Here is a 19,790-nt window from a genome sequence, read left to right as displayed (position 1 = left end):
CCCTTCGACAGGCTCCGCGCGGCGCAGCTCGGTGGCCGGCCCACGCGGGGACCGCTCCGCGCTTCAGGAGTCCACGACCTCGGGCGTGCAGACGTTCAATGCGCACCTGTGGGAGAAGCAGTTCGGCTGATGTTGCCCAGGCGAGTACTGGACGGGGCCGCGTGTCGATTCGATCGGCGATACCGTCGACGTCACCCATGGAGAACTCGCGCAGGTCTGCGCCCTTGACGAGATATTGCCGAGGGAGCCTATTCATGTTCTCGTTCGAACCCCTCTGAGATCTCCGTTTCGTGGCGGCATGGTGCGACGTTCCTCACGGCGACTGCGTCGTCATCGTGTCGTTGCAGGACTCGCTATCCACTGACGCAGCATCGGCGGGAGAGCGTCAGCGTAGTTTAGGCGGGTGGTGCTTGGTGCCTCCCACAGCTATTATTTCGCTATGTCGCGAAATAACGAAGGCGGTAGGTTCGCCGCTCTGGGGCATCCGACACGTCAGGCGATCCTCAGGCACCTCCGTTCTCGCGACTACGTCCGTGTAGGTGACATTGCCGCGGCCGTCGGCGTCTCGGGGGCGACACTGTCCGGCCATCTCCGCACCCTTCGGGACGCGGAGCTGGTGGTGTCGCGTCGACGCGGGACGGAGATCCAGTACCGCATCAACCTCACCGCGATCGACGAGGCCATTCTGCTGCTCACTGCGCTGCGTGGACCGTCGTCGGTGGAGGACAAATCGACAACCGGCACGGACGGTCTGTCCGGCCGAGAGGAGGAACGAAGATGACCACCGCTGTCACCAAGGATCGGAGCGCGAGGCTCCCACGCGCAGTGTTCGTGATCGCGGCGATCGCGGTCGTCGGGATGCTCGCATGGAGCATCGTCCGGTGGCCAGACATGGCTGCCCAGATAGTGACGCGGGAGTCCGACGGTCGTCATGGGACGAGCGTGGTGAACCGTGAGGTGACGGCGGTCGCGATGCCTATCGTGCTCGTCGTGATGACCGTTCTGCTCGCGGTCGCGCCGACGCTTGACGCGAAGCTCATGGCGGGCATCCGCCGCACCAGTGCGTCCGGTCGACGTGCGTCCGCCCGCGTGCTTGGCGCGTTCGTCATCGGTCTCTGTGTGCTGTTCCCGGCACTGCACGTCGTGTTCGTCAGCCTCCAGACCGGCGAGGATCTAGCGGTCACCTCGATCGTCGGCGCGGCAGCCGGAGTGCTCCTTGTGATCCTCGGGGTATACCTGCCTCTTGCGCGGCCGGATGGAGAGACATTCAGCGCCGTCGAAGAATCCTTCCGTGCCGCGCTCGGGCCGGCGTCTCGTCTGGGCGGAGTCGCGTTGATCCTGGTCGGCGTCGCTGTGTTCGTGGCCGCACTGGCTGTCCCCGCAGCGGCTGTCTTCGTCGCATCCGGCGGGGTCGTGCTGGTGTTTGGGGGTATCGCAGTGTCCGCCGTTCTGCGGATGAGGCGGGCGTGACTCGCGCCGTCGACCGCTGCGATTACGCGGGAGTTACTCCAAGACAGGCTGATATCCACGCGTACTCGGTGGCGTCATCATCATCTTCGGCGCGCTCATCGTGGAATCGAGCCTCCGCCCACTCTCCGCAGTGCTGACGGGCGGGGTGACGTTTGTGAACTACCTCCCCTTCGGTGTGCTCGCGGATGCCGTGCGTGGCCCAGGGATGTTCGAGGGCGCAGCACTGTCCTACTCAGTTGGGATAGGCCCCGGGATGCTAGCCCTTCTCGGCTGGGCCATCGCGACGCTGGGTCTGGGAGCGCTGCGGTTTGTGCGGCGTGACGTACCGGTCCTGGCATAACCGCCGTCTCGGGAGTTGCAACGCCAGCGCAGGCCGTGGAGGGAAAGCTAGTCGTTGACCCGGCCGTTTGCGCTCAGAAATGATGGCGGTCTGAACCGGTCAACGCACCACCGTCTGGGTTTCAGGCTAGCTGAGGAGATGTCGCTGCCGGATTGTTGGGTCTCGACGAGTGACCCGCCTCGCCTACCTGTGCCGCTACCTCGACAGCTGAGCGCTGTTCGACCGGTCACCGAGCTTGTCGAGATGCAGCCGTGGCGCCCTTCGACAGGCTCAGGGACCGGTTGGAGTGCGCCCTTCGACAGGCTCAGGGACCGGTTCGGGTCGTCCGACCGTCCCCGGCTCAGGACCGCTCGACGACCTCGAGTGTGAGGACGACGGTCGAATCGTCGGAGCTGTTCGTCAGCGTCACCGTCGTGCTCCCGACCTCGAGCGGCTGCAGACCGGGGTTGAACGACGCGCCGCCGCGGGATCCGCCCGGCACGTACTCCGCGATCGACGGATCCTCGACCTCCGCGGACCACACGGTCGGATCGACGGCGACGAGGTCCACCACGTTGTCGAGACCGACGGTGACGGTGCGGCCGTCCTGATCGACGAGCTGCACGATGACGGGTGCGATCACGCCGGCCTCGCTCGCGGAGCTCTGACCGGATGGCGAGTCCGCGCCACCGGTGCAGGCACTCGTGCCGAGCACGGCTCCGACGATCGCGATCACGGTCAGCCCACGGGTCGCACGGCGCATGACGGTCCTCTCTCGACGTGACCTCACCCTACCGCCGGGCGACGGTGGACCTCAGGACCGCAAGGCCAGCGCGTCGGCGGCGGCGCTCAGTCGACCGTCCTCCATGATGAGCACCTGGTCCATCCGGTCGAGGTGGCTCCGATCGTGGGTGACCAGCAGCGTCGCGGCGCCAGAGGTCGCGGTGAGTTCGAGGATGAGCTCGATGATCGCGGACCCGCGCTCGTGGTCGAGGGCACTGGTCGGTTCATCCACGACGAGCGCATCGGGCTCGTTCATGAGGGCGCGAGCGATGTTGACCCGCTGCCGCTGACCACCCGAGAGCTGGTGCGGCCGCTTGCCCGCCTGGTCGGCGAGCCCGACGGCGGCGAGCAGCATCGCGGCCCGCTCGCGGGTGCGCGTCCGGTCGGCCCGCGATGCGCGGCCGCCGAGCGTCCCGAGAACGCACAGCTGCTCGAGGGCCGTGAGCGACGGCAGCAGGTTGGCCTGCTGGAACACGATGCCGAGCCTCGTACGGCGGAAGTCGGTGGCCGCACGGCGGTCGAGGGAGGTGACGTCGACCCCGGCCACCTCCACGAGGCCGCTGTCGGGCCGGATGAGGCCGGCCGCGACGGCGAGCACGCTCGATTTCCCGGAGCCCGAGGGCCCGGTGAGCGCGGAGACGGTTCCGGCCGGGACGGTGAGGGTCGCGCGGTCGACGGCGGTGACGCGGTGGTCGCCGTCGGGGAAGGTGAGGGTGACGTCGGTGAGCGAGATCATGCGGAGACTCCGATGGTGACGAGGGTGGGTGCGAGGAAGGGGGCAGGGAGGTCGGACGCGTTCACCGGTTGCCGCCGAGCGCGGTCAGCGGGTCGGCCGAGAGGATCGACCGCAGGGCGAACGCGGCGCCGATCAGGCCGAGGGCGATCATGATCACCCCGGGCACGAGCGTCGTCAGTGGGCTGAGCACGAAGGGCAGCGCTGTGCCCGCCGCGGAACCGAGTGCGGCGGTGATGCCGATGCCGAGCCCGACCCCGAGGACGAGGAGGACGAGCGCCTGGCCGAGGGCATCCAGCGAGAGTCGACGGGTCGTCGCCCCCAGCGCTTTGAGGATCGCCACGTCGCCCGCGCGCTGCATGGTCCACACCGTGAAGAAGGCTCCGATGACGAGCGCGGAGATCCCGAACAGCATGGCGACCATGAGGAGGAGCGATCCGATCTCCGAGCGGAACGAGCCGATTGCGAGCAGGGACGACAGGACGTCCTTCGACACCGTGCCGGTGGCCTGCTCCGCTCCCGCCACCGCATCGGCGCTCGGGTTCCCGGAGATGGCGAGCGCGGTCGCTCCGTCGCCGGGCGACCCTTGCGCGGCCTGCAGCGACCGCCACTCGGACAGGCTCGTCCAGACGACCGGGGTGTGGCTGTACCACTGGTCGTCGACGACCGAACCGACCTCGAGTTCGCTGCCACCGATCGAGACGGTGTCGCCTCGGGAGACGTGGAGGGCCTCCGCGGCGGTCCGACTCAGGCGGGCGGTCCCGTCGGCGGTCCCGTCGGCGGCGCGACCCGCGACGGCGTCACCACTGATCCCGAACAGTGCCACGGAGGTGCGCGCATCCTCAGTGGTCATCCGCGTCTGGCTGATGCCGAGTTCCTGGACACCGTCCACCCCGGGGACCGCAGCCCACGTCGTCGCCGCGTCCGCGTCGATCGCGGAGTCCGCGAACGTCGCCTGCTCGCCGTCCGCCGGGGCCGCGAGGACGAGGCTCGACGCACCCAGCCCGGTGATCGCCGAGATGTTCTGGTTCGCCAGTCCAGCGGTGAGGCCGCTGAGGAATCCGACGAGCAGGGTGATGAGGGCGACGACCGCCCCGATCAGCACGAAGCGACCGGTGGCGAAGCGCATGTCGCGCCAGGCGACGAACATGGGGACTCCTTGTCAGCCGCCCGACGGCGTCTCCGTGGTGCGGCAGGATTCCAGCCTCGTCGCGTCGCCGACGCCGGGCATCGTCGGACGGGACGGTCCTCCGGCGCGGTCAGGTGGAGGCGACGTTCCACCTTTCTGATGATTCGCGAGGACGATCCCCGCCGTACGCTGGGCGGATGAAGCACTCGGCACTCAGCCCCGTGTTCACCGGCCTGCAGCTCGGCCTCCACGGCCTCGTCACCGCACTCATCGTGCTCGTGATCGCGCGATCCGTCTCGGTCGGTGGCCAAACGGCCCTCGCGGCGATCGTCCTCGCCGTCGTCATGCTGCTCACCTACGCCGCTGGCACGATCCTCGGCGGTCGGGTCCGCCGAGCGGTGGCCGCCAGCGGAGGGACCGACCGCGCCACCGTGTCGGCGGGCGTCCGTCGAGGTCGGCTGTCCGTCCTCGCCTGGTTGGTGGTGCTCAGCATCGAGTGGGTGGTCCTCGTCCTGCTCAGCCCGGATGCCGCCTACCTCGTCTTCCCGTTGTTCTTCCTCTATCTGCACCTCCTCCCCAGGGCCGTCGCGGTGCCCGCCGTCGTGATCGCCACCATCGCCGCGGTCGTGGCGATCGGTCTGCACGCCGGCTTCAGCGTCGGGGGAGTGGTCGGGCCGCTCGTCGGTGCGGCCGTGGCCGTCGCGATCGGACTCGGCTACGAGGCGCTGGCCCGGGAGGCGGCCGAGCGGGAGCGACTCATCGCCGAGCTCGTCGCAGCACGCGAGGAGCTCGCCGAGCGGGGTCGGCAGGCGGGCAAGCTGGCGGAGCGCGAGCGCCTCGCCGCGGACCTCCACGACACGGTCGCCCAGGCTCTGTCGAGTATCCAACTGCTCCTGCACGCGGCCGAACGCTCCGCGCTCGAGCAGCCGGGCACGGAGCAGCTGCGCTCGCACATCGGGCTGGCGAGGGACGCCGCAGCGACGGCCCTCGCCGAGACGCGCAGCCTCATCGACGAGCTGAGCCCGCCGGCGTTGGTGGGCGCGACGATCGCGGACGCGCTCGGACGGCTCGCCGAGACGACGACCGCCGAAAGCGGCACGCCGGTCTCCACGACGGTCACCGGTGATGCGTTCGTCCTCGGCACACCGGTGACGACCGCGCTCCTCCGGGCCGCGCAGAGCAGTCTCGCGAACGTCGTCCGGCATGCCGGAGCGAGCCGGGCGGACGTCACGCTCACCTACCTCGACGAGGAGGTCATCCTCGACATCGACGACGACGGGACGGGGTTCGATCCGGCGAGGGTCGCCGAGCGCACTGCGGGCGGTTCGTTCGGCATGGTGTCCATGCGCCGCCGCATCACCGAACTGGGTGGCGAGGTCGAGGTGCGCAGCGCGCCGGGCGCCGGCACGACCATCACCGTGCGGTTCGCGGCACCAGGAGCGGAAGGGGACGCCCATGCATGACGATGCGACGGATGCCGACGAGCCGCCGGTCATCCGGGTCGTGGTGGCGGACGACCACCCGATCGTCCGAGCCGGACTCCTCGCGGTGCTCGCGCCGATCGCCGACATCGAGGTGGTCGGTACCGCGTCGACCGCAGCCGAGGCCGTGGCCGCCGCACCCGGCGCGGACCTCGTCCTCATGGACCTGAGCTTCGGCGACGGTCCGACGGGGATCGACGCGACGAGGGAGATCGTGGTGCTGCCGGGCGGTCCGTCGGTCCTCGTACTGACGAACTACGACTCCGACGCCGACATCCTCGGCGCGATCGAAGCCGGAGCCGCGGGGTATCTGTTGAAGGACGCCGCCCCGGAGGATCTCATCGACGGCATCCGCTCGGCGGCCCGCGGGAACTCGGTGCTCGGGCCGGCCGTGGCGACCCGGCTGGTCGCTCGGGTGAGCGCACCGCAACAGGCGCTGAGCGCGCGGGAGATCGAGGTGCTCGCGCGGGCGGCCGAGGGGCTCACCAACCTGGAGATCGCCGGGCGACTGCACGTCGGGGAGACGACGGTGAAGTCGCACCTCGCCCACATCTACACGAAGCTCGACGTGTCGAACCGCTCGGCGGCGATCGCCGCGGCCCAGCGCGCCGGTCTCTTCCGCACGCGCTGAGTCCCACCCCGGTCCCTGAGCGCCCATCCCGGTCCTTGAGCGCCCACCCCGGTCCCTGAGCTTGTCGAAGGGTCGACTGTCTCAGGGGCCAATCCACCCGGTCACTGAGCCGAATCCCGGTCCCTGAGCCTGTCGAAGGGTCGAAGGACGATGGCCCGGAGCTACGCCCCCTTGACCTGCTCGTACGCCGCGAGCGCAGCCTGTCTCGTCTCGCCGAGGTCGACGATCGGCTCGGGGTAGTCGGGCGTCCCGAACTCGGGCACCCACCGCTTGATGTACGCGTCGTCGGCGTCGAAGCGTTCGCGCTGCCGTTCCGGGTTGAAGATCCGGAAGTACGGCGAGGCGTCGAAACCGCTGCCGGCCACCCACTGCCAGTTGAAGGGGTTGGAGGCGGGATCGGCGTCGACGAGCGTGTCCCAGAACCAGTCCTCGCCGAGCTTCCAGTGGATGAGCAGGTTCTTGGTGAGGAACGACGCCGTCACCATCCGGATCCGGTTGTGCATGGTGCCCGTCGTCCAGAGCTCCCGCATGCCGGCGTCGACGAGCGGGATGCCGGTCCTCCCGGCGGTCCAGGCGTCGAAGGCGTCCTGGTCGACGTCCGGCCAGGGGAACCGGTCGAAGGCCTGACGCCAGTTGCGCGTCGCGAGGTCTGGGAAGGCGAAGAGGCAGTGGTAGGCGAACTCGCGCCAGCCGAGCTCCTTGAGGAAGGTCGCGCCGTCGTCGCCGAGGTGCCGCCGGCCGTCGCGGGCGGCGTGCCAGATCTGCGGCGAGCTGATCTCGCCGAAGCGGAGGTGCGGGGAGAGTCCGGAGGTCGACGGCTGGGCCGGGAAGTCTCGGTCCTCCGCGTAGCCCGTGACGCCGTCGTCGAGGAACTCGGCGAGCCGCGCGTCGGCGCCGGCCTCGCCGGGCGTCCACTGCTCCCGGAGTCCGGCCGCCCAGTCCGGCTTCGTCGGGAGCAGGTTCCAGGAGCCGAGCTCGTCGCCCGAGGGCGGTTCGGCCAGGGCGGTCAGTGCGGTCGGCGCGGGGAGGGGGTGTCTCGGCGGGTTCGCCGCGTGCCGCTGCAGCGAGGCCTTCCAGAACGGGGTGAACACCGAATACGGCTGTCCCTGTCCGGTGACGATCTCCCACGGCTCAGCGAGGAGGTTCGCGGCGAAGCTGCGCGTGTCGAGCCCGGCGTCCTTCAGCTCCGACTTGATCCCGGCGTCGATCTCGCGCTCGGCCGCGCCGTAGCGACGGTTCCACAGGACGGCGCCGGCACCGATCGAGTGGGCGAGTTCGGGCACGATGGTCGCCGCGCTCCCGGACCGCAGGAGCAGCGCGCCGCCGAGACCGCGGATGTCGTCGCCGAGCGCCTCGAGGCTGTGGTGCAACCACCAGCGTGACGCGCCGCCGAGCGGTCGCAGTTCTTCACTGTCATCGAGGACGAACAGGCAGAGGACCGGGGCGCCGAGCTCGACCGCTGCGAGCAGCGCGGGGTTGTCCGCCAGGCGGAGGTCGTCACGGAACCATACTATCGTCGGGGCAGCAGCCATCCCGTCAGCCTACGCGGACGATCCGTTCGGTCCGCAGGGTTGACCGGACCCGCCCGTCCCGGTCATTGAACTCTTCCGGTCACTGGGCCCCTCTTCCGGTCCCTGAGCCCCTCTTCCGGGCACTGAGCCCCTCTTCCGGTCACTGAGCTTGTCGAAGTGCCCACGGGGAGGTGCCGCCCTTCGACAGGCTCAGGGACCGTGGGCGGGTGCTCCCGGTCTGGACGCGTGTCCTCGTGGTCCGGTGTTTCCTCCTCCGGTCCCTGAGCCCCTCTTCCGGGCACTGAGCTTGTCGAAGTGCCCACGGGGAGGCGCCGCCCTTCGACAGGCTCAGGGACCGTGGGAGGGTTCTCCCCGTCTGGACGGGTGCCCTCGTGCTCCGCTGTCTCCTTCTCCGGTCACTGAGCTTGTAGAAGTGCCCCGGTGTGACGCAGCCCTTCGACAGGCTCAGGGACCGTGGGCGGGTTCTCCCGGTCTGGACGGGTGCCCTCGTGCTCCGATTGCTCTTCCTCCGGTCACTGAGCTTGTCGAAGTGCCCACGGCGAGGAGCCGCCCTTCGACAGGCTCAGGGACCGTGGGCGGGTTCTCCCGGTCTGGACGGGTGCCCTCGTGCTCCGATTGCTCTTCCTCCGGTCACTGAGCTTGTCGAAGTGCCCACGGCGAGGAGCCGCCCTTCGACAGGCTCAGGGACTGCGGGCGGGTTCTCCCGGTCTGGACGCGTGTCCTCGTGCTCCGGTGTTTCCTCCTCCGGTCCCTGAGCCTGTCGAAGGGTCACTCAGCTCAGCGCGGCCTCGCGGTCGAGCAACGACCGCTTCACGTCGAGTCCCCAGGCGAACCCGCCGAGTGTCCCGTCGGTCCGGAGGACGCGATGACACGGGACGAACAGGGCGGGGGCGTTCGTCGCGCAGGCGCTCGCCGCAGCGCGGACCGCCGACGGTCGACCGCTCGCCGCGGCGAACTCCGTGTAGGTCACCGGGTGCCCCGCGGCGATCGTCCGCAGCACCGTCCAGGCGTGCGTGCGGAACGGACCGCCGAACTGGGCGACCGGTACGAGGTCGATCGCCGCCAGGTCGCCGTCGTAGTACGCGCGGACGGCGTCCATCGCCGCGATCGTCCCCGCCACGGTCTCGCCGGGGCGGTCGGCGGGCCGGATCCGTTCGAGCATGACGCCGATGTCGTCGGACCACCCTGAGGAGAGCACCGCCCCGTCCTCCCGCGCGAGGATCGTGAAGGGGCCGTCCGGGGTGTCGACGGTCTGGCTGGTCGCGGTGAGCTGCGCGCCGGACGCCCGGCCGTCACCGCGGCGGGCGCTCGTGCTGGAGATGATGGTGGTCATGCTGCTGGACCTTTCTCGAGGGCTGACGGTGCGGCGGACGGCGCCGGAGTGGAGGTCGCCTTCCACAGGTGGAGGCAGAGGTAGGAGCGCCACGGGGCGAAAGCTTCCGCTTCCGCGGTGAGGCTGCGGGCGTCGGACGCCAAGCCGAGCCGGCCGGCACCGGTGCGGACGGCGACGTCGCCGGGCAGGAAGGCGTCGGGGTTGCCGAGCACCCGCATGCTGACGTAGTCGGCCGTCCACGGGCCGATCCCCTTCATGGCGAGCAGGCGGGTCCGGAGCTCGTCACGGTCGTCGCCGAAGCCGATCGTGAGTTCACCGGACGCGAGTGCCCGCGCGACGCCGAGCAGGCTGTCGATCCGCGCCCGGGGCCCGACGAGGGCGGCCTCCCCGCCGTTCGCGATCTGCGTCGCCGTCGGGAAGAGCCGGTGCAGCCCGTGTCGTTCGGGGACCGTCGTGCTCACCTCGTCCGCGAGACGGCGGAGCTGGGTGCGCGCCGCGGCCACGGTGATCTGCTGGCCGACCATCGCCCGGACCAGCATCTCCTCCGGGTCGACCGCCCCGGGGAGTCGGATGCCGGGGGTGGCCGCGACCGACGCGGCGAGACGCGGGTCGGTCGCGAGGACGGCGTCGGCGGACGTCGGGTCGGCGTCGAGGTCGAAGAGCCGTCGGACCCGCGAGACGAGCACCGGCAGGTCGGCGAGGTCCGTCACCTCGGCGGTGAGCCGGAGGTCGTCACCGACCTGCCGGACCTCGAACCAGGCGGTGCCACCTGGGAGGGCGAGGAGCCGCGCGTAGCGGTCCGGGCCGGCGAGCTCGACACCCTCGACGGCGCGCGGAGCGAGCCAGGCGAAGACGCCCGCAGCGTCGAACGGACGACGGAACGGGAGGGACAGGGTGATCGATCCGGGCGCGTGTTCGCCGACCGCCCGGTGCTTCGCGCGCAGCTCGCCCGGGGTCAGTTCGAACACCTCCCGCATCGTGTCGTTGAACTGCCGGACGCTCGAGAATCCGGCGGCGAAGGCGATGTCGCCGAAGGGGAGGTCGGTGCCGGTCAGCAGCTGTCGTGCGCCCTGCGCCCGATGCGCCCGGGCGAGGGCGAGCGGACCGGCGCCCAACTCGGCGCTGAGGATCCGTGTCAGATGGCGGCTCGAGTACCCGAGGCGCGAGGCGAGTCCGGGGACGCCCTCGCGTTCGACGACACCGTCGGCGATGAGGCGCATGGTGCGCGCGGCGACGTCGTTGCCGAGGTTCCAGGCCGGGGTTCCGGGGACCGCCTCGGGCAGGCACCGCTTGCAGGCGCGGAAACCGGCCTCGTGCGCTGCCGCGCTCGTCGCGTAGAAGGTGACGTTCTCCGGCTTCGGAGTCCGAGCCGGGCAGGACGGCCGGCAGTAGATCCCCGTGGAGCTCACGGCCGTGATGAACTGCCCGTCGAAGCGCTGGTCTCGGGCTTGGATCGCGCGGTAGCGTTCGGCGAAGTCCATACTCCGGGTGTCGTCCATGATCCGAGTCTGACATGCACCACAACGACGGACGAGCGGAAATCGGACACGACAGTGGAGGTCTGGGTGGCGACTCAGCCGACGCGGGTCACGCTCCGCGGAGCTTGTCGCTGAGCGCCGCGAGGGTCGCCATCTCCTGCGGGCTGAGCGAGGTGGTCACGCGTTCGGCGATCGTCGCGCCGTGGGCGATGGCGACCGCGCGGTAGACCTCGTAGCCCGCGTCGGTCATGCGGACGAGGGTGCCGCGGCCGTCGTCCGGGTCGGGACATTTGCCGACCAGTCCGCGCGCGACGAGCCGATCGACCAGGCGACTGATGCTCGGCTGGGAGAGCAGCACGCTCGAGTTGAGGTCGCGCAGACGGATGCGACGATCGGGCTCCCGCGACATCGTGTGCAGGACGTCGTACTCGTTGAGCGAGATGCCGTGGCTCGGGAAGTCGTGCGAGATGTGGCGCATCACGTCGACCTGCGCGCGGAACAGTGACTCCCACGCGGCGATCGCGAGTCGCCTCTCGTCCATACCTGCTCCCGCTGCCGTCCGACGATCCACCACCTGAATCTATCCTGGACGGCCGTCGAGCGGTGCGTCGAGGTGGGGTGGTTGCGCTCCGTATCGTCTCCGGACATGACGAGAGCCGGTCGCAGAGGCTACGACCGGCTCTCTTTCCCTTGCACCAAGAGTGTCCTGCAATCACATTCCGTCAGCTGCCACAGCAAAACAACTAACGTTCCAAAACCATATAACGGATCGGTAACGAGCGGTAGTTATCAGAACGTTATTTTTGCTGGGAGTTGTCCGAGTGCGCTACCCCGGCGGAGCGCGAGTGCACGGGTGCCGATGCCCCACTTCCCCACGTGTGTTTATTATGTTACGCTCTGAAATACCACCCGACCACACGTTACCGAGACGAGACCCCATGTCCACACCGCACCGGCCCCGACGCCGGATCGTCACCGCCCACGCGGGCGCCATCGTCGCGCTCTCCGCGTTGCTGACCGGCACGGTCGCTTCGCCCGCGACAGCGGCCGGCATCCCTGCAACGGCACCGACGGACCCCGCGCCCGTCGAAGAGCCCACCGACAACGGCCCGGTCGACACCGACGAGCCATCCTCGGGCAGCGACCCCGACGACACCCCGCCGACGATCCCGTCGACCCCGCCGACCGAACCCGCCGCCACCCCCGACGCCGTGATCCCGAACGCCGACCTCGCGCTGCAGATCGTGCTCGCGGGCGTCGCCACCGGCACCGCCCCGTTCGACGCGGACGACGCGCCCGGCCACGACAGCAGCGCGACGAACGACGTCGTCCGCACGCACGACACGGTCACCTACCGCGTCGAGATCCAGCTCGACGGAGCCGCAGCCGGCGACCTCGTGACCGTTCGACAGACCCTCCCCGACGGCCTGCGCTGGCCGGTCGTCAGCGGGCTCCCCGCTTACTGCGGCGCCGGGTCGACCGTCAGCGACGACCGAAGCGCCCTCGAGTGCGTCATCCGCGGCGTCCTGCCGAACTCCGTCACCACCTACGACCTCGTCGCGACGGCAGAGAGCATGCCGAACGGTTCCGTGCTCACCTCCCCGGCGGGAGCACTCAGCGCGGCCGCGAACGACGTGGCCTCAGGCGCCCTCGCCGAGGACGCGACCGAGGTCCCCGCGACGACCGCGAGCAGCGGCCCGCGGGTGAACCTCGGGGTGCGCCCGCAACTGATCTCGACGACCGCCCAGCAGGACGGCCTCTCCGGGTTCCGCGTCCACTACGACGCGTATCTCGACCTGGCCGGCTACAACGCTGCAGGTGGGCTCGGCGCCCGCGGTCAGGCGAACGTGACCGAGGACGTCACGTTCGTGATCGACCTCGACGACGTGAGCCCGAACGCCCGTCTGTCGAACGAGACCGCCTGCACCGCAGGAGCCGCGGAGAGCCGGGTGTTCCCGAAGGTCCGCGGCGGTGGCGAGAACGCCGTCACGGACTCCGGTCGTTGGACCTGCCGGATCGACCCGGACGACGCACGACGCATCGTCGTGACCGTGTCGGGCGCCGACCTCAGCGCCGACCACATCCCGACGAAGACCGCCAACGGAGCCGCCATCCCGCTCCGTGGCTACCTCGCGCTCGGTCGCTTCGGTGTCTTCGTCCCGCGCGACGACGTGCCCGCCAACGGCTCGCTCAACACCCGCATCACGCTCCGCGACCTCGTCGCGACGGGCATCGACGCTGCCGGCGGGCCGATCGTGAACGCCGCTGAGCCGCTCGACGACAACAGCGCCACTGCGAACCTCGTCCGTCGGCCCGACGGCAGCCACGGCACCCGTTATATCGACGAGACCGCGAAGCTCATCCCGGTCCCTGGCCAGTTCCTCCCGGGCTCGGGTGACGGCGTCGTCGTCCCCGGCCAGCAGTACCGTGCGCTGACGATGTTCAACAACCGCGGCGGCACGGAGTTCACCGGCCAGGTGTTCTGCCAGGCCTTCGACACGAAGACACAGCATGCGGCCGTCGGTAGCGACGGGGTGCCCGCGCGCTCGCACGGCACCACGGACATCGTCATCGAGTACGGCACCCGGCCGACCGTCGACGTGGGGGCGGACGACGCGACCCGGTGGAAGCAGATGAACAACACGACCTGCAACGACGGCGACGACGTCTGGACGACCGACCCCTCGTCGATCGATGCTGAAGACATCACCAAGATCCGCTACCGGAGTGCGAACGGGGTCATCGCCATCGGCGCGTCCGTCATGGCCTCGCTCACCCTCGAGCTGAACGAGGGCGTTGCGGCCGGCACGCTCCTCGCCGAGAGCTACTCGCTCTACAGCCCGGAGCAGTATCCCGTTGATCGCGACACGAGCGCATGGTACGCGAAGGACGGCTGGTACCACAGCAAGTACGACCCTGCCGAACCGACGAACGAGGGCTACCCCCGTGGCGACCGCCTCATCGCGGCCAACGCCGTGATCGGCATCGGCAAGCGGGCGATCGAGCCGGCCGTGGACCCTGGTTCGCCGGCCCAACTGCTCGCGGGTGACCGCGTGCGGTTCGAGGTGACACCGCAGATCACGAGCGTGCCCGGCCAGGGGAACGCCGCTCGTGACGTCGTCGTCGTCGACCGACTGCCCGCCGGGCTCGTCTACGACCCGACGGAGGTGTCGCACGTGCCCGACTCGGTCGAGCTCGCCGAAGACGGCACCACCCTCCTCACCTGGAAGCTCGGACAGGTCGAGCGCGGTGCGGAGCCCGTCATCCGGTACTGGGCGACCTCGGATGCGACGCTCGTCGGCGACCTGGTCAACCAGGTGGTCGTCGCGAGCCCGGACGACCCGGGTTCGCTTGAGGAGGTCCCTGACGACGCCACGATGCAGGATGCGCACTACGGGCGCCAGACCGTGTCGCTTCGTGCGCCCGGTGGGCTCCGCGTGCAGAAGAGCGTCGAACAGCACGTCGTCGAGTCCGGCGACCGGATCGACTACCGCCTCGCCTACGCGAACATGAACGCCACCGGCGCTCAGGAGGACGTCGCACTGGTGGACGTCCTCCCGTTCGTCGGCGACACCCGCGGGTCGACCGCGGCCGGCGTCCTGGCCGACGAGATCGAGGCCGCCGACGGCGATCGGGTGCTCTACACCTCCGCCGATCCGGCCGCGGTGCAGGCCGCGTCCGCCATCGACGGGACGGACACCTCCCGGGGGCTCCCGGGCGGCTTCGAATGGTGCACCGCCGACGACTTCGGCGCGGAGGCGTGTCCCGCATCGCTCGCCGACGTCACCGCGTTCCGTGTGGAGGTCGCCGAACTCGACGCGCTCGAACGCCACGAGATCGCCGTCGAGCTCACGACGGACGGCGCAGTGTCCGGGGCGGAGTACCGGAACGACGCCACGGTGCGCTCGGCGTCGCAGACCCTCGGAGCGCGCTCCCCGCTCGTGGCGACGACCGTCGTCTCCTCGTCGATCGGCGAGCGCCTCTGGTGGGACCGTGACGGTGACGGACTCGACGACGACGGTGCCGACGGACAGCCCGGCGACGGCGTGGCCGGTGTGCCGCTCCGGCTGGACGGCGTCGACAAGCACGGCGCCACCGTCTCCGAGGAGACCGAGACGGACGCCGACGGCCGATACCGCTTCAGCGGGCTCGTGTCGGGTGCGTACACCATCAGTGTCGACCTGCCTGAGGGTGCGGAGATCACCGGCTTCCGCGTCGGTGACGACGGCCTCGTCAACTCGGCGCTCGATCCGCAGTCGTCCACCATGGAGGACATCGTCGTAGTCGACCCGTCGCCGACCGGCGCGGACGCGGTCGACCTCACCTGGAACGGCGGCATCGTCGAGGTGGAGCTGCCGGTGACCCCGCCGGTGACCGATCCCCAGGAGCCGACGGACCCGTCCGTTCCCTCGGAGCCGACGCCGACGCCGTCCGAGGCGCCGCAGGCGACACCGGAGCGTACGACCGGAGCGCAGGGTCCGCTGGCCACGACCGGCGTGCTCTGGCTCGACCAGGCGATGATCGCCGCGATGCTCCTGCTCGTGATCGGCGGGGCGGCACTCCTCGTCGTGCGTGCGCGTCGCGCCCGCAGTGACGCCGAGGAGTCGAACGGCTGAGTCGAGCAGCCACCGCACATCGAGCGCGCACGATCCCGAATCGGGACCGTGCGCGCTCGTGTCAGTCCTGGGAGCCGCTCGGGACGACGTCGATCACGCGGACGGTGATGGACGGTGCACCCTCGTCGGTGGACGAGGGGAGCCGCTCCGCGATGGCGCGATGGACCGCCTGCGCGACGGCAGGGGAGGCCGCCTCAGCTGCCACGGAGATGTTGGCGTGGACGGTCAGGACGCCTCGGACGCGCTTGACGCTCACCCGTGCCTGCTGGTCGGGCGAGCCGAGCAGTGCGCCGACACCCTCCTTCGCGGCCCGGAGCAGTGTGGGCTCGACGGCGGTCAACCCGTCGACGCCCGGTATCGCCAGGATCACGTCGTCGAGCGAACTCGCGAGCGTTCCGAGGTCGTCGTCCGTCTCCGTCAGGTCATGCATCGTCCCCCACCTCTCCGATCTCATCGGCCTCGAAGTGCAGGTCGTCGACGACGATGTCGAGACCTGCCACGACGAGGTCCGTGTGTTGCCGGAGGCTGGCGGCGACCTCCTCGCGGAACAACGCAACCGTGTCGGCGACCGACTTGCCCCAACCGATGCTCACGGTGACGTGGAGCATGATCGGTTCGCCGACCACGGTGACGTCGCCCTCGAGCACGCAGCGACCCACGAGCACGCCGGGCGTGCGGTCGCCGGCACCGCGGACCAACCCGCGGACCGTGCCCTCCGTGATGACGAGCGCCGCGTCGTCGTCGGACGCGGCGAACGGGATGTCGCGTCCGGCCTTCGCCTCACGGCCGATGTTCTCCATGATCCCGCGGATCCAGTCCTGGTCGAGTGCGGTGACCGCCGCTTCGTCCGCCTCCCGCAATGGCGCGGCGAGCGAGCGGACCCGTCGCAGGGACCGGAGGATCCGCTGGCATTCGGGCGACTCGTCGATCGACGGGTCGGCCGGCAGCATGTCGCGTTCGAGGTAGTCCGTGAGGGCGTCGATGCCGTGCGCGCAACCGCCCGGTTCGCCCGGTCCGGAGCCCGGAATTTCGGTGTTCATCGCCACCCCTCCATGTCCTTGACCAGTGTCGCTCGAGCCCGTGCGAGACTCCCTCGGACGCTGGCGACGCTCTGCCCCAGCTGTTCGGCGATCTCCTCGTACGAGTATCCGCCGATCTCGCGGAGCACCCAAGCCTGGTGCTGTCCGTGCGGCAGTCTGTCGAGTGCTGCTGACAGTGCTCCCAGCTGCGACGACGCTTCGGCTCGCCGTTCGGGTCCGTCGCGCTCCGGGGCCTCGATGATGGCGTCGTCCGTCGACTCGGTGTCCTTGCGCTGCCGCATCAGGTCGATCGCCCGGCGGCTGACGATGCGCATCAACCAGCTCTTCACCATCGCGCCGTCCTCGAGCGTGTCGATCCGCTTCCAGGCGGAGATGAGCGCCTCCTGGACGACGTCGTCGCCGTCCGCCGAGGAGCGCGTGAGTCGCACGGCATACGCCTTCATCATCCGGCCGTAGCGCGTGATGAGCACCTGGAACGCGCGGGTGTCGCCGTCGACGCACCGTTCGACGAGGGTCCGGTCGGTCGCCTGCTCGAGGAGGCCGCCCGACCTGCGCACTGGATCGACACCCACCGCCTGCCACCTCTCTGTGCCGGCCGAGACAACTTCCGGCGGTTTCGTCACACCCGACCGTGACATCTGCGAGCCGGGCTCCGTCTCACTACTGTAGGCACAGAGCGGCGATCCATGTGAACGCCCCCAGCACCACGATCGCAACACCACCGAGGAGACCGCACGATGAAGACCCCCAAACTCCGGTTGCCCGGGTTCTCCTCCACCCCGGAGGAGCGCGAGGCCAGGCGCGCCAAGCACCAGGAGGCCAAGCAGGAGCGCGCCGCGAAGGCCGCAGCCTCCTCACCGCCGTCGGCCGCCGTGGTCGCGGCCCTCCAGCCTTCGGCTCCGAGCGTGCGTATCAACGCGTTCCGCATCGGCCTCGTCGGCGGCATCGGCGTGCTCGTCGCGCTCGTGATCGGCAGCATCGTCACGCAGCTCAGCACCACCCTGATCTACGTCGGCGTGGCGCTCTTCATCGCGCTCGGCCTCGACCCGCTCGTCTCCTGGCTCGAGCAGAAGCTGCCGCGTGGCCTCGCCATCGCCGTCGTCTTCCTCGCCGTGATCGGCGCGTTCGTCGGCATCATCTTCGCCATCGTGCCGCTGCTCGTGACGCAGATCTCGAACTTCGTGAGCGACTACCCCCGGATCTCGCAGCAGTTCCTGAACAGCGACTTCGTCGCGTGGGTGCAGAACACGATCGGGAACACGCTCGACATCGACTCGGCGCTCAACGACGCGTTCTCCTTCCTCAAGGACCCCAACAACCTGCTGAACATCGGAGGCGGCATCGTCGCGGTCGGTGCGGGCGTCGCATCGGGCGTCACCGGCTCGATCATCGTCCTCATCCTGACCCTGTACTTCCTCGCATCGCTGCGCTCGATGAAGGCCGTCACGTACCGCTTCCTCCCCGCCTACCGCCGTGAGGGCTTCGCGCAGGTGCTCGAGGAGATCACCCAGGCCGTCGGACGCTACGTCGTCGGGCAGGTCGGGCTCGCGCTCGTCAACGGTGTGCTGAGCTTCATCTTCCTCAGCATCATCGGAGCGCCCTTCCCGCCGCTGCTCGCCCTGCTGGCGTTCATCGGCTCGATGATCCCGCTCGTCGGCACGCTGAGCGCCTCGATCGTGAACAGCGCGCTCTGCCTCTTCGTCTCCCCGGTCACCGCGCTCATCGCGATCATCTACTACCTGATCTACATGCAGATCGAGGCGTACGTCCTGAGCCCACGCATCATGAACAAGGCGGTCGCCGTCCCCGGCGCCCTCGTCGTCATCGCGGCCTTCGGTGGCGGTGCCCTCGGCGGCATCCTCGGCGCCCTCGTCGCGATCCCGGTCGCCGCGTCGATCATCATCATCGTGCAGAAGGTCGTCTTCCCGAGCCAGGACTCCAAGGTGGTGCCGGAGAACAAACTCGGTGACGCCGAGACGGCGGCCGTCGGCACGAGCGCGGCGGCGAAGTGATGGCGGCGACGTCGTTCCCGGTCCTCGCGGCCGGCGCCCTGCTGCTGTCGGGTACCGCGGGCGTCGTCGCGCAGTCCGCTCGGGCCGCGGTCGACCTCGACATCCCCACGATCAGCGTCACGCCGTACCAGGCGATCGGCATCCCGATCGCCCTCGTCGGCGCCTTCTTCCTGGCGGTGGGGACCCAGCTCCAGTCCCGGGGCGTCGGGAAGGTCGAGGCGGCCTCGTCGGCGTTCGGGTTGAAGCAGCTCCCGCAGCTGCTCGGTCGCCCGTCCTGGCTCATCGGCACCCTGCTGCTCGGCCTGGCCATCGTCTTCCAGCTCGTCGCGCTGGCCTTCGCACCGCTCATCGTCGTGCAGCCGCTCGGTGCGATCGCCCTCGTGATCACGGCGCTGTTGAACGCCAGGGTCACCCGGGTCAAGATCACCAAGGAGCAGACCCGCGCGATGGTGCTCTGCGTCGCCGGCATCGGCCTCTTCGTGATCGTCGCCGCGCTCTACGCGGTGGAGGAGCCGATCCGCCAGCCGCAGCTCATCATCATCCTCATCATGCTCGCGGTCGTGACGCTGGCGCTCGCCGGCGCGTACGCGCTGTGGCGCCGGAAGCTGCACACGGTGTTCTACGTGGTCGCGGCCGGCGTCCTGTACGGTTTCGTCGTGACCCTCGCGAAGGTCGTCATCAACCGGGTCATCACGCAGAACTTCGAGGGCCTCACCGTCGTCGGCATCATCGCGCTGCTCGTCGCGGCGGGACTCGGAGGGTTCTTCGTCCAGAAGGCCCACCAGAGCGGACAGCCCGACCTGGTGGTCGCGGGCCTCACCGTCGTCGACCCGCTCGTCGCCGTCGGCATCGGCATCGTCGTGCTCGGTGAGGCGGCCAGCGCTCCCTGGTTCGCGCTCGTGCTCTTCGTCGTCGCCGGCGCGATCGCCGTCTTCGGCGTGTGGAAGCTCGCGATGCGCCCGGTCCCGGCACCGGGCGAGAAGCCGAAGAAACCGCGCGTCATCTGACGTGTGACGTCCGACGGGCCCGGCGAGTGGAACACCCACTCACCGGGCCCGTCAGTGTCTCTATCCCCGTGCCAGGGGGCCAATTGACATTGAACGTCAATTTGCGGACCATATATGTATGAAACTGACGGCCGCACAAGCCGCCCGCGAGCTCGGCATCAGTGCGCGGCAGGTCCGCCGAGCTGCTGCCAGCGGCCGCATTGAGGCCGCACGTCACGGCTCCGCT

At 69.8% G+C, this 19,790-nt stretch carries 17 protein-coding genes; 7 read left to right on the top strand and 10 right to left on the bottom strand.

Annotation, left to right across the window (positions count from 1 at the left end):
• Nucleotides 1-403: 403 nt before the first annotated feature.
• Complete coding sequence (locus IFR14_RS18045) at nt 404-781, top strand: ArsR/SmtB family transcription factor (RefSeq protein ID WP_198425069.1); 378 nt, start codon at nt 404-406, stop codon at nt 779-781.
• A complete protein-coding gene (locus tag IFR14_RS18040; RefSeq protein WP_137243988.1) occupies nt 778-1,470 on the top strand; it encodes a hypothetical protein in 693 nt (230 codons plus the stop codon). The genes IFR14_RS18045 and IFR14_RS18040 overlap by 4 nt, the downstream gene beginning before the upstream one ends.
• A 680-nt stretch (nt 1,471-2,150) precedes the next feature.
• Here IFR14_RS18040 and IFR14_RS18035 read toward each other — a convergent pair.
• From IFR14_RS18035 to IFR14_RS18025, 3 genes are all read right to left on the bottom strand, one after another.
• A complete protein-coding gene (locus IFR14_RS18035) occupies nt 2,151-2,552 on the bottom strand; it encodes a hypothetical protein (RefSeq protein WP_191941832.1) in 402 nt (133 codons plus the stop codon).
• 51 nt (nt 2,553-2,603) lie between these two features.
• Nucleotides 2,604-3,308: an ABC transporter ATP-binding protein gene (locus IFR14_RS18030; RefSeq protein WP_191941831.1), complete on the bottom strand. Its 705-nt coding sequence runs from the start codon at nt 3,306-3,308 to the stop codon at nt 2,604-2,606.
• Nucleotides 3,309-3,369: 61 nt separating this feature from the next.
• Nucleotides 3,370-4,455 (bottom strand): ABC transporter permease, encoded by a 1,086-nt coding sequence (locus IFR14_RS18025; protein WP_191941830.1) that lies wholly within the window; start codon nt 4,453-4,455, stop codon nt 3,370-3,372.
• A 176-nt stretch (nt 4,456-4,631) separates the two neighbouring features.
• Between IFR14_RS18025 and IFR14_RS18020 the strand changes: the two genes are divergently transcribed.
• Entirely contained in the window at nt 4,632-5,897 is a 1,266-nt protein-coding gene (locus IFR14_RS18020) for a sensor histidine kinase (RefSeq protein ID WP_191941829.1), read from the top strand.
• The gene (locus tag IFR14_RS18015) at nt 5,890-6,546 is read left to right on the top strand and encodes a LuxR C-terminal-related transcriptional regulator (RefSeq protein WP_191941828.1); all 657 of its coding nucleotides are present in this window, start codon (nt 5,890-5,892) and stop codon (nt 6,544-6,546) included. The genes IFR14_RS18020 and IFR14_RS18015 overlap by 8 nt, the downstream gene beginning before the upstream one ends.
• Nucleotides 6,547-6,707: 161 nt before the next feature.
• Here IFR14_RS18015 and IFR14_RS18010 read toward each other — a convergent pair whose 3' ends face one another.
• The 4 genes from IFR14_RS18010 to IFR14_RS17995 form a co-directional block, all read right to left on the bottom strand.
• Complete coding sequence (locus IFR14_RS18010) at nt 6,708-8,078, bottom strand: cryptochrome/photolyase family protein (protein ID WP_191941827.1); 1,371 nt, start codon at nt 8,076-8,078, stop codon at nt 6,708-6,710.
• 772 nt (nt 8,079-8,850) lie between these two features.
• Nucleotides 8,851-9,411, bottom strand: coding sequence for a methylated-DNA--[protein]-cysteine S-methyltransferase (locus tag IFR14_RS18005; protein WP_079706621.1), 561 nt, complete (start codon nt 9,409-9,411; stop codon nt 8,851-8,853).
• Complete coding sequence (locus IFR14_RS18000; protein WP_249407041.1) at nt 9,408-10,910, bottom strand: DNA-3-methyladenine glycosylase 2; 1,503 nt, start codon at nt 10,908-10,910, stop codon at nt 9,408-9,410. The genes IFR14_RS18005 and IFR14_RS18000 overlap by 4 nt, the downstream gene beginning before the upstream one ends.
• 88 nt (nt 10,911-10,998) lie before the next feature.
• On the bottom strand, nt 10,999-11,430 hold the full coding sequence (locus IFR14_RS17995; protein WP_064294625.1) for a MarR family winged helix-turn-helix transcriptional regulator: 432 nt from the start codon (nt 11,428-11,430) through the stop codon (nt 10,999-11,001).
• A gap of 397 nt (nt 11,431-11,827) precedes the next feature.
• Between IFR14_RS17995 and IFR14_RS17990 the strand changes: the two genes are divergently transcribed.
• Nucleotides 11,828-15,505 carry an SdrD B-like domain-containing protein gene (locus IFR14_RS17990; protein ID WP_191941826.1) on the top strand — a complete coding sequence of 1,226 codons (3,678 nt, stop codon included), beginning with the start codon at nt 11,828-11,830 and terminating at the stop codon, nt 15,503-15,505.
• 61 nt (nt 15,506-15,566) lie between these two features.
• On the opposite strand, the gene IFR14_RS17985 is transcribed toward IFR14_RS17990, so the two are convergent.
• The 3 genes from IFR14_RS17985 to IFR14_RS17975 are packed head-to-tail and all read right to left on the bottom strand — an operon-like array spanning nt 15,567 to nt 17,117.
• On the bottom strand, nt 15,567-15,935 hold the full coding sequence (locus tag IFR14_RS17985) for a hypothetical protein (RefSeq protein WP_191941825.1): 369 nt from the start codon (nt 15,933-15,935) through the stop codon (nt 15,567-15,569).
• A complete protein-coding gene (locus IFR14_RS17980; protein ID WP_191941824.1) occupies nt 15,928-16,545 on the bottom strand; it encodes an Asp23/Gls24 family envelope stress response protein in 618 nt (205 codons plus the stop codon). The genes IFR14_RS17985 and IFR14_RS17980 overlap by 8 nt, the downstream gene beginning before the upstream one ends.
• Complete coding sequence (locus IFR14_RS17975; protein ID WP_229940005.1) at nt 16,542-17,117, bottom strand: RNA polymerase sigma factor; 576 nt, start codon at nt 17,115-17,117, stop codon at nt 16,542-16,544. The genes IFR14_RS17980 and IFR14_RS17975 overlap by 4 nt, the downstream gene beginning before the upstream one ends.
• A gap of 165 nt (nt 17,118-17,282) precedes the next feature.
• Here IFR14_RS17975 and IFR14_RS17970 point away from each other — a divergent pair, with 165 nt between their 5' ends.
• Both IFR14_RS17970 and IFR14_RS17965 read left to right on the top strand, forming a co-directional pair.
• Nucleotides 17,283-18,557 (top strand): AI-2E family transporter, encoded by a 1,275-nt coding sequence (locus IFR14_RS17970; protein ID WP_198425068.1) that lies wholly within the window; start codon nt 17,283-17,285, stop codon nt 18,555-18,557.
• Entirely contained in the window at nt 18,557-19,564 is a 1,008-nt protein-coding gene (locus IFR14_RS17965; RefSeq protein WP_124767411.1) for a DMT family transporter, read from the top strand. Before IFR14_RS17970 ends, IFR14_RS17965 begins: the two co-directional genes overlap by 1 nt.
• Nucleotides 19,565-19,790 lie beyond the last annotated feature (226 nt).

This window comes from Plantibacter sp. CFBP 8775 (assembly GCF_014839505.1).
In the GTDB taxonomy this organism is placed as follows: domain Bacteria; phylum Actinomycetota; class Actinomycetes; order Actinomycetales; family Microbacteriaceae; genus Plantibacter; species Plantibacter auratus.
Note: the sequence above shows the minus strand (reverse complement) of the source record. Positions and strands in the feature narration are given on the sequence as shown.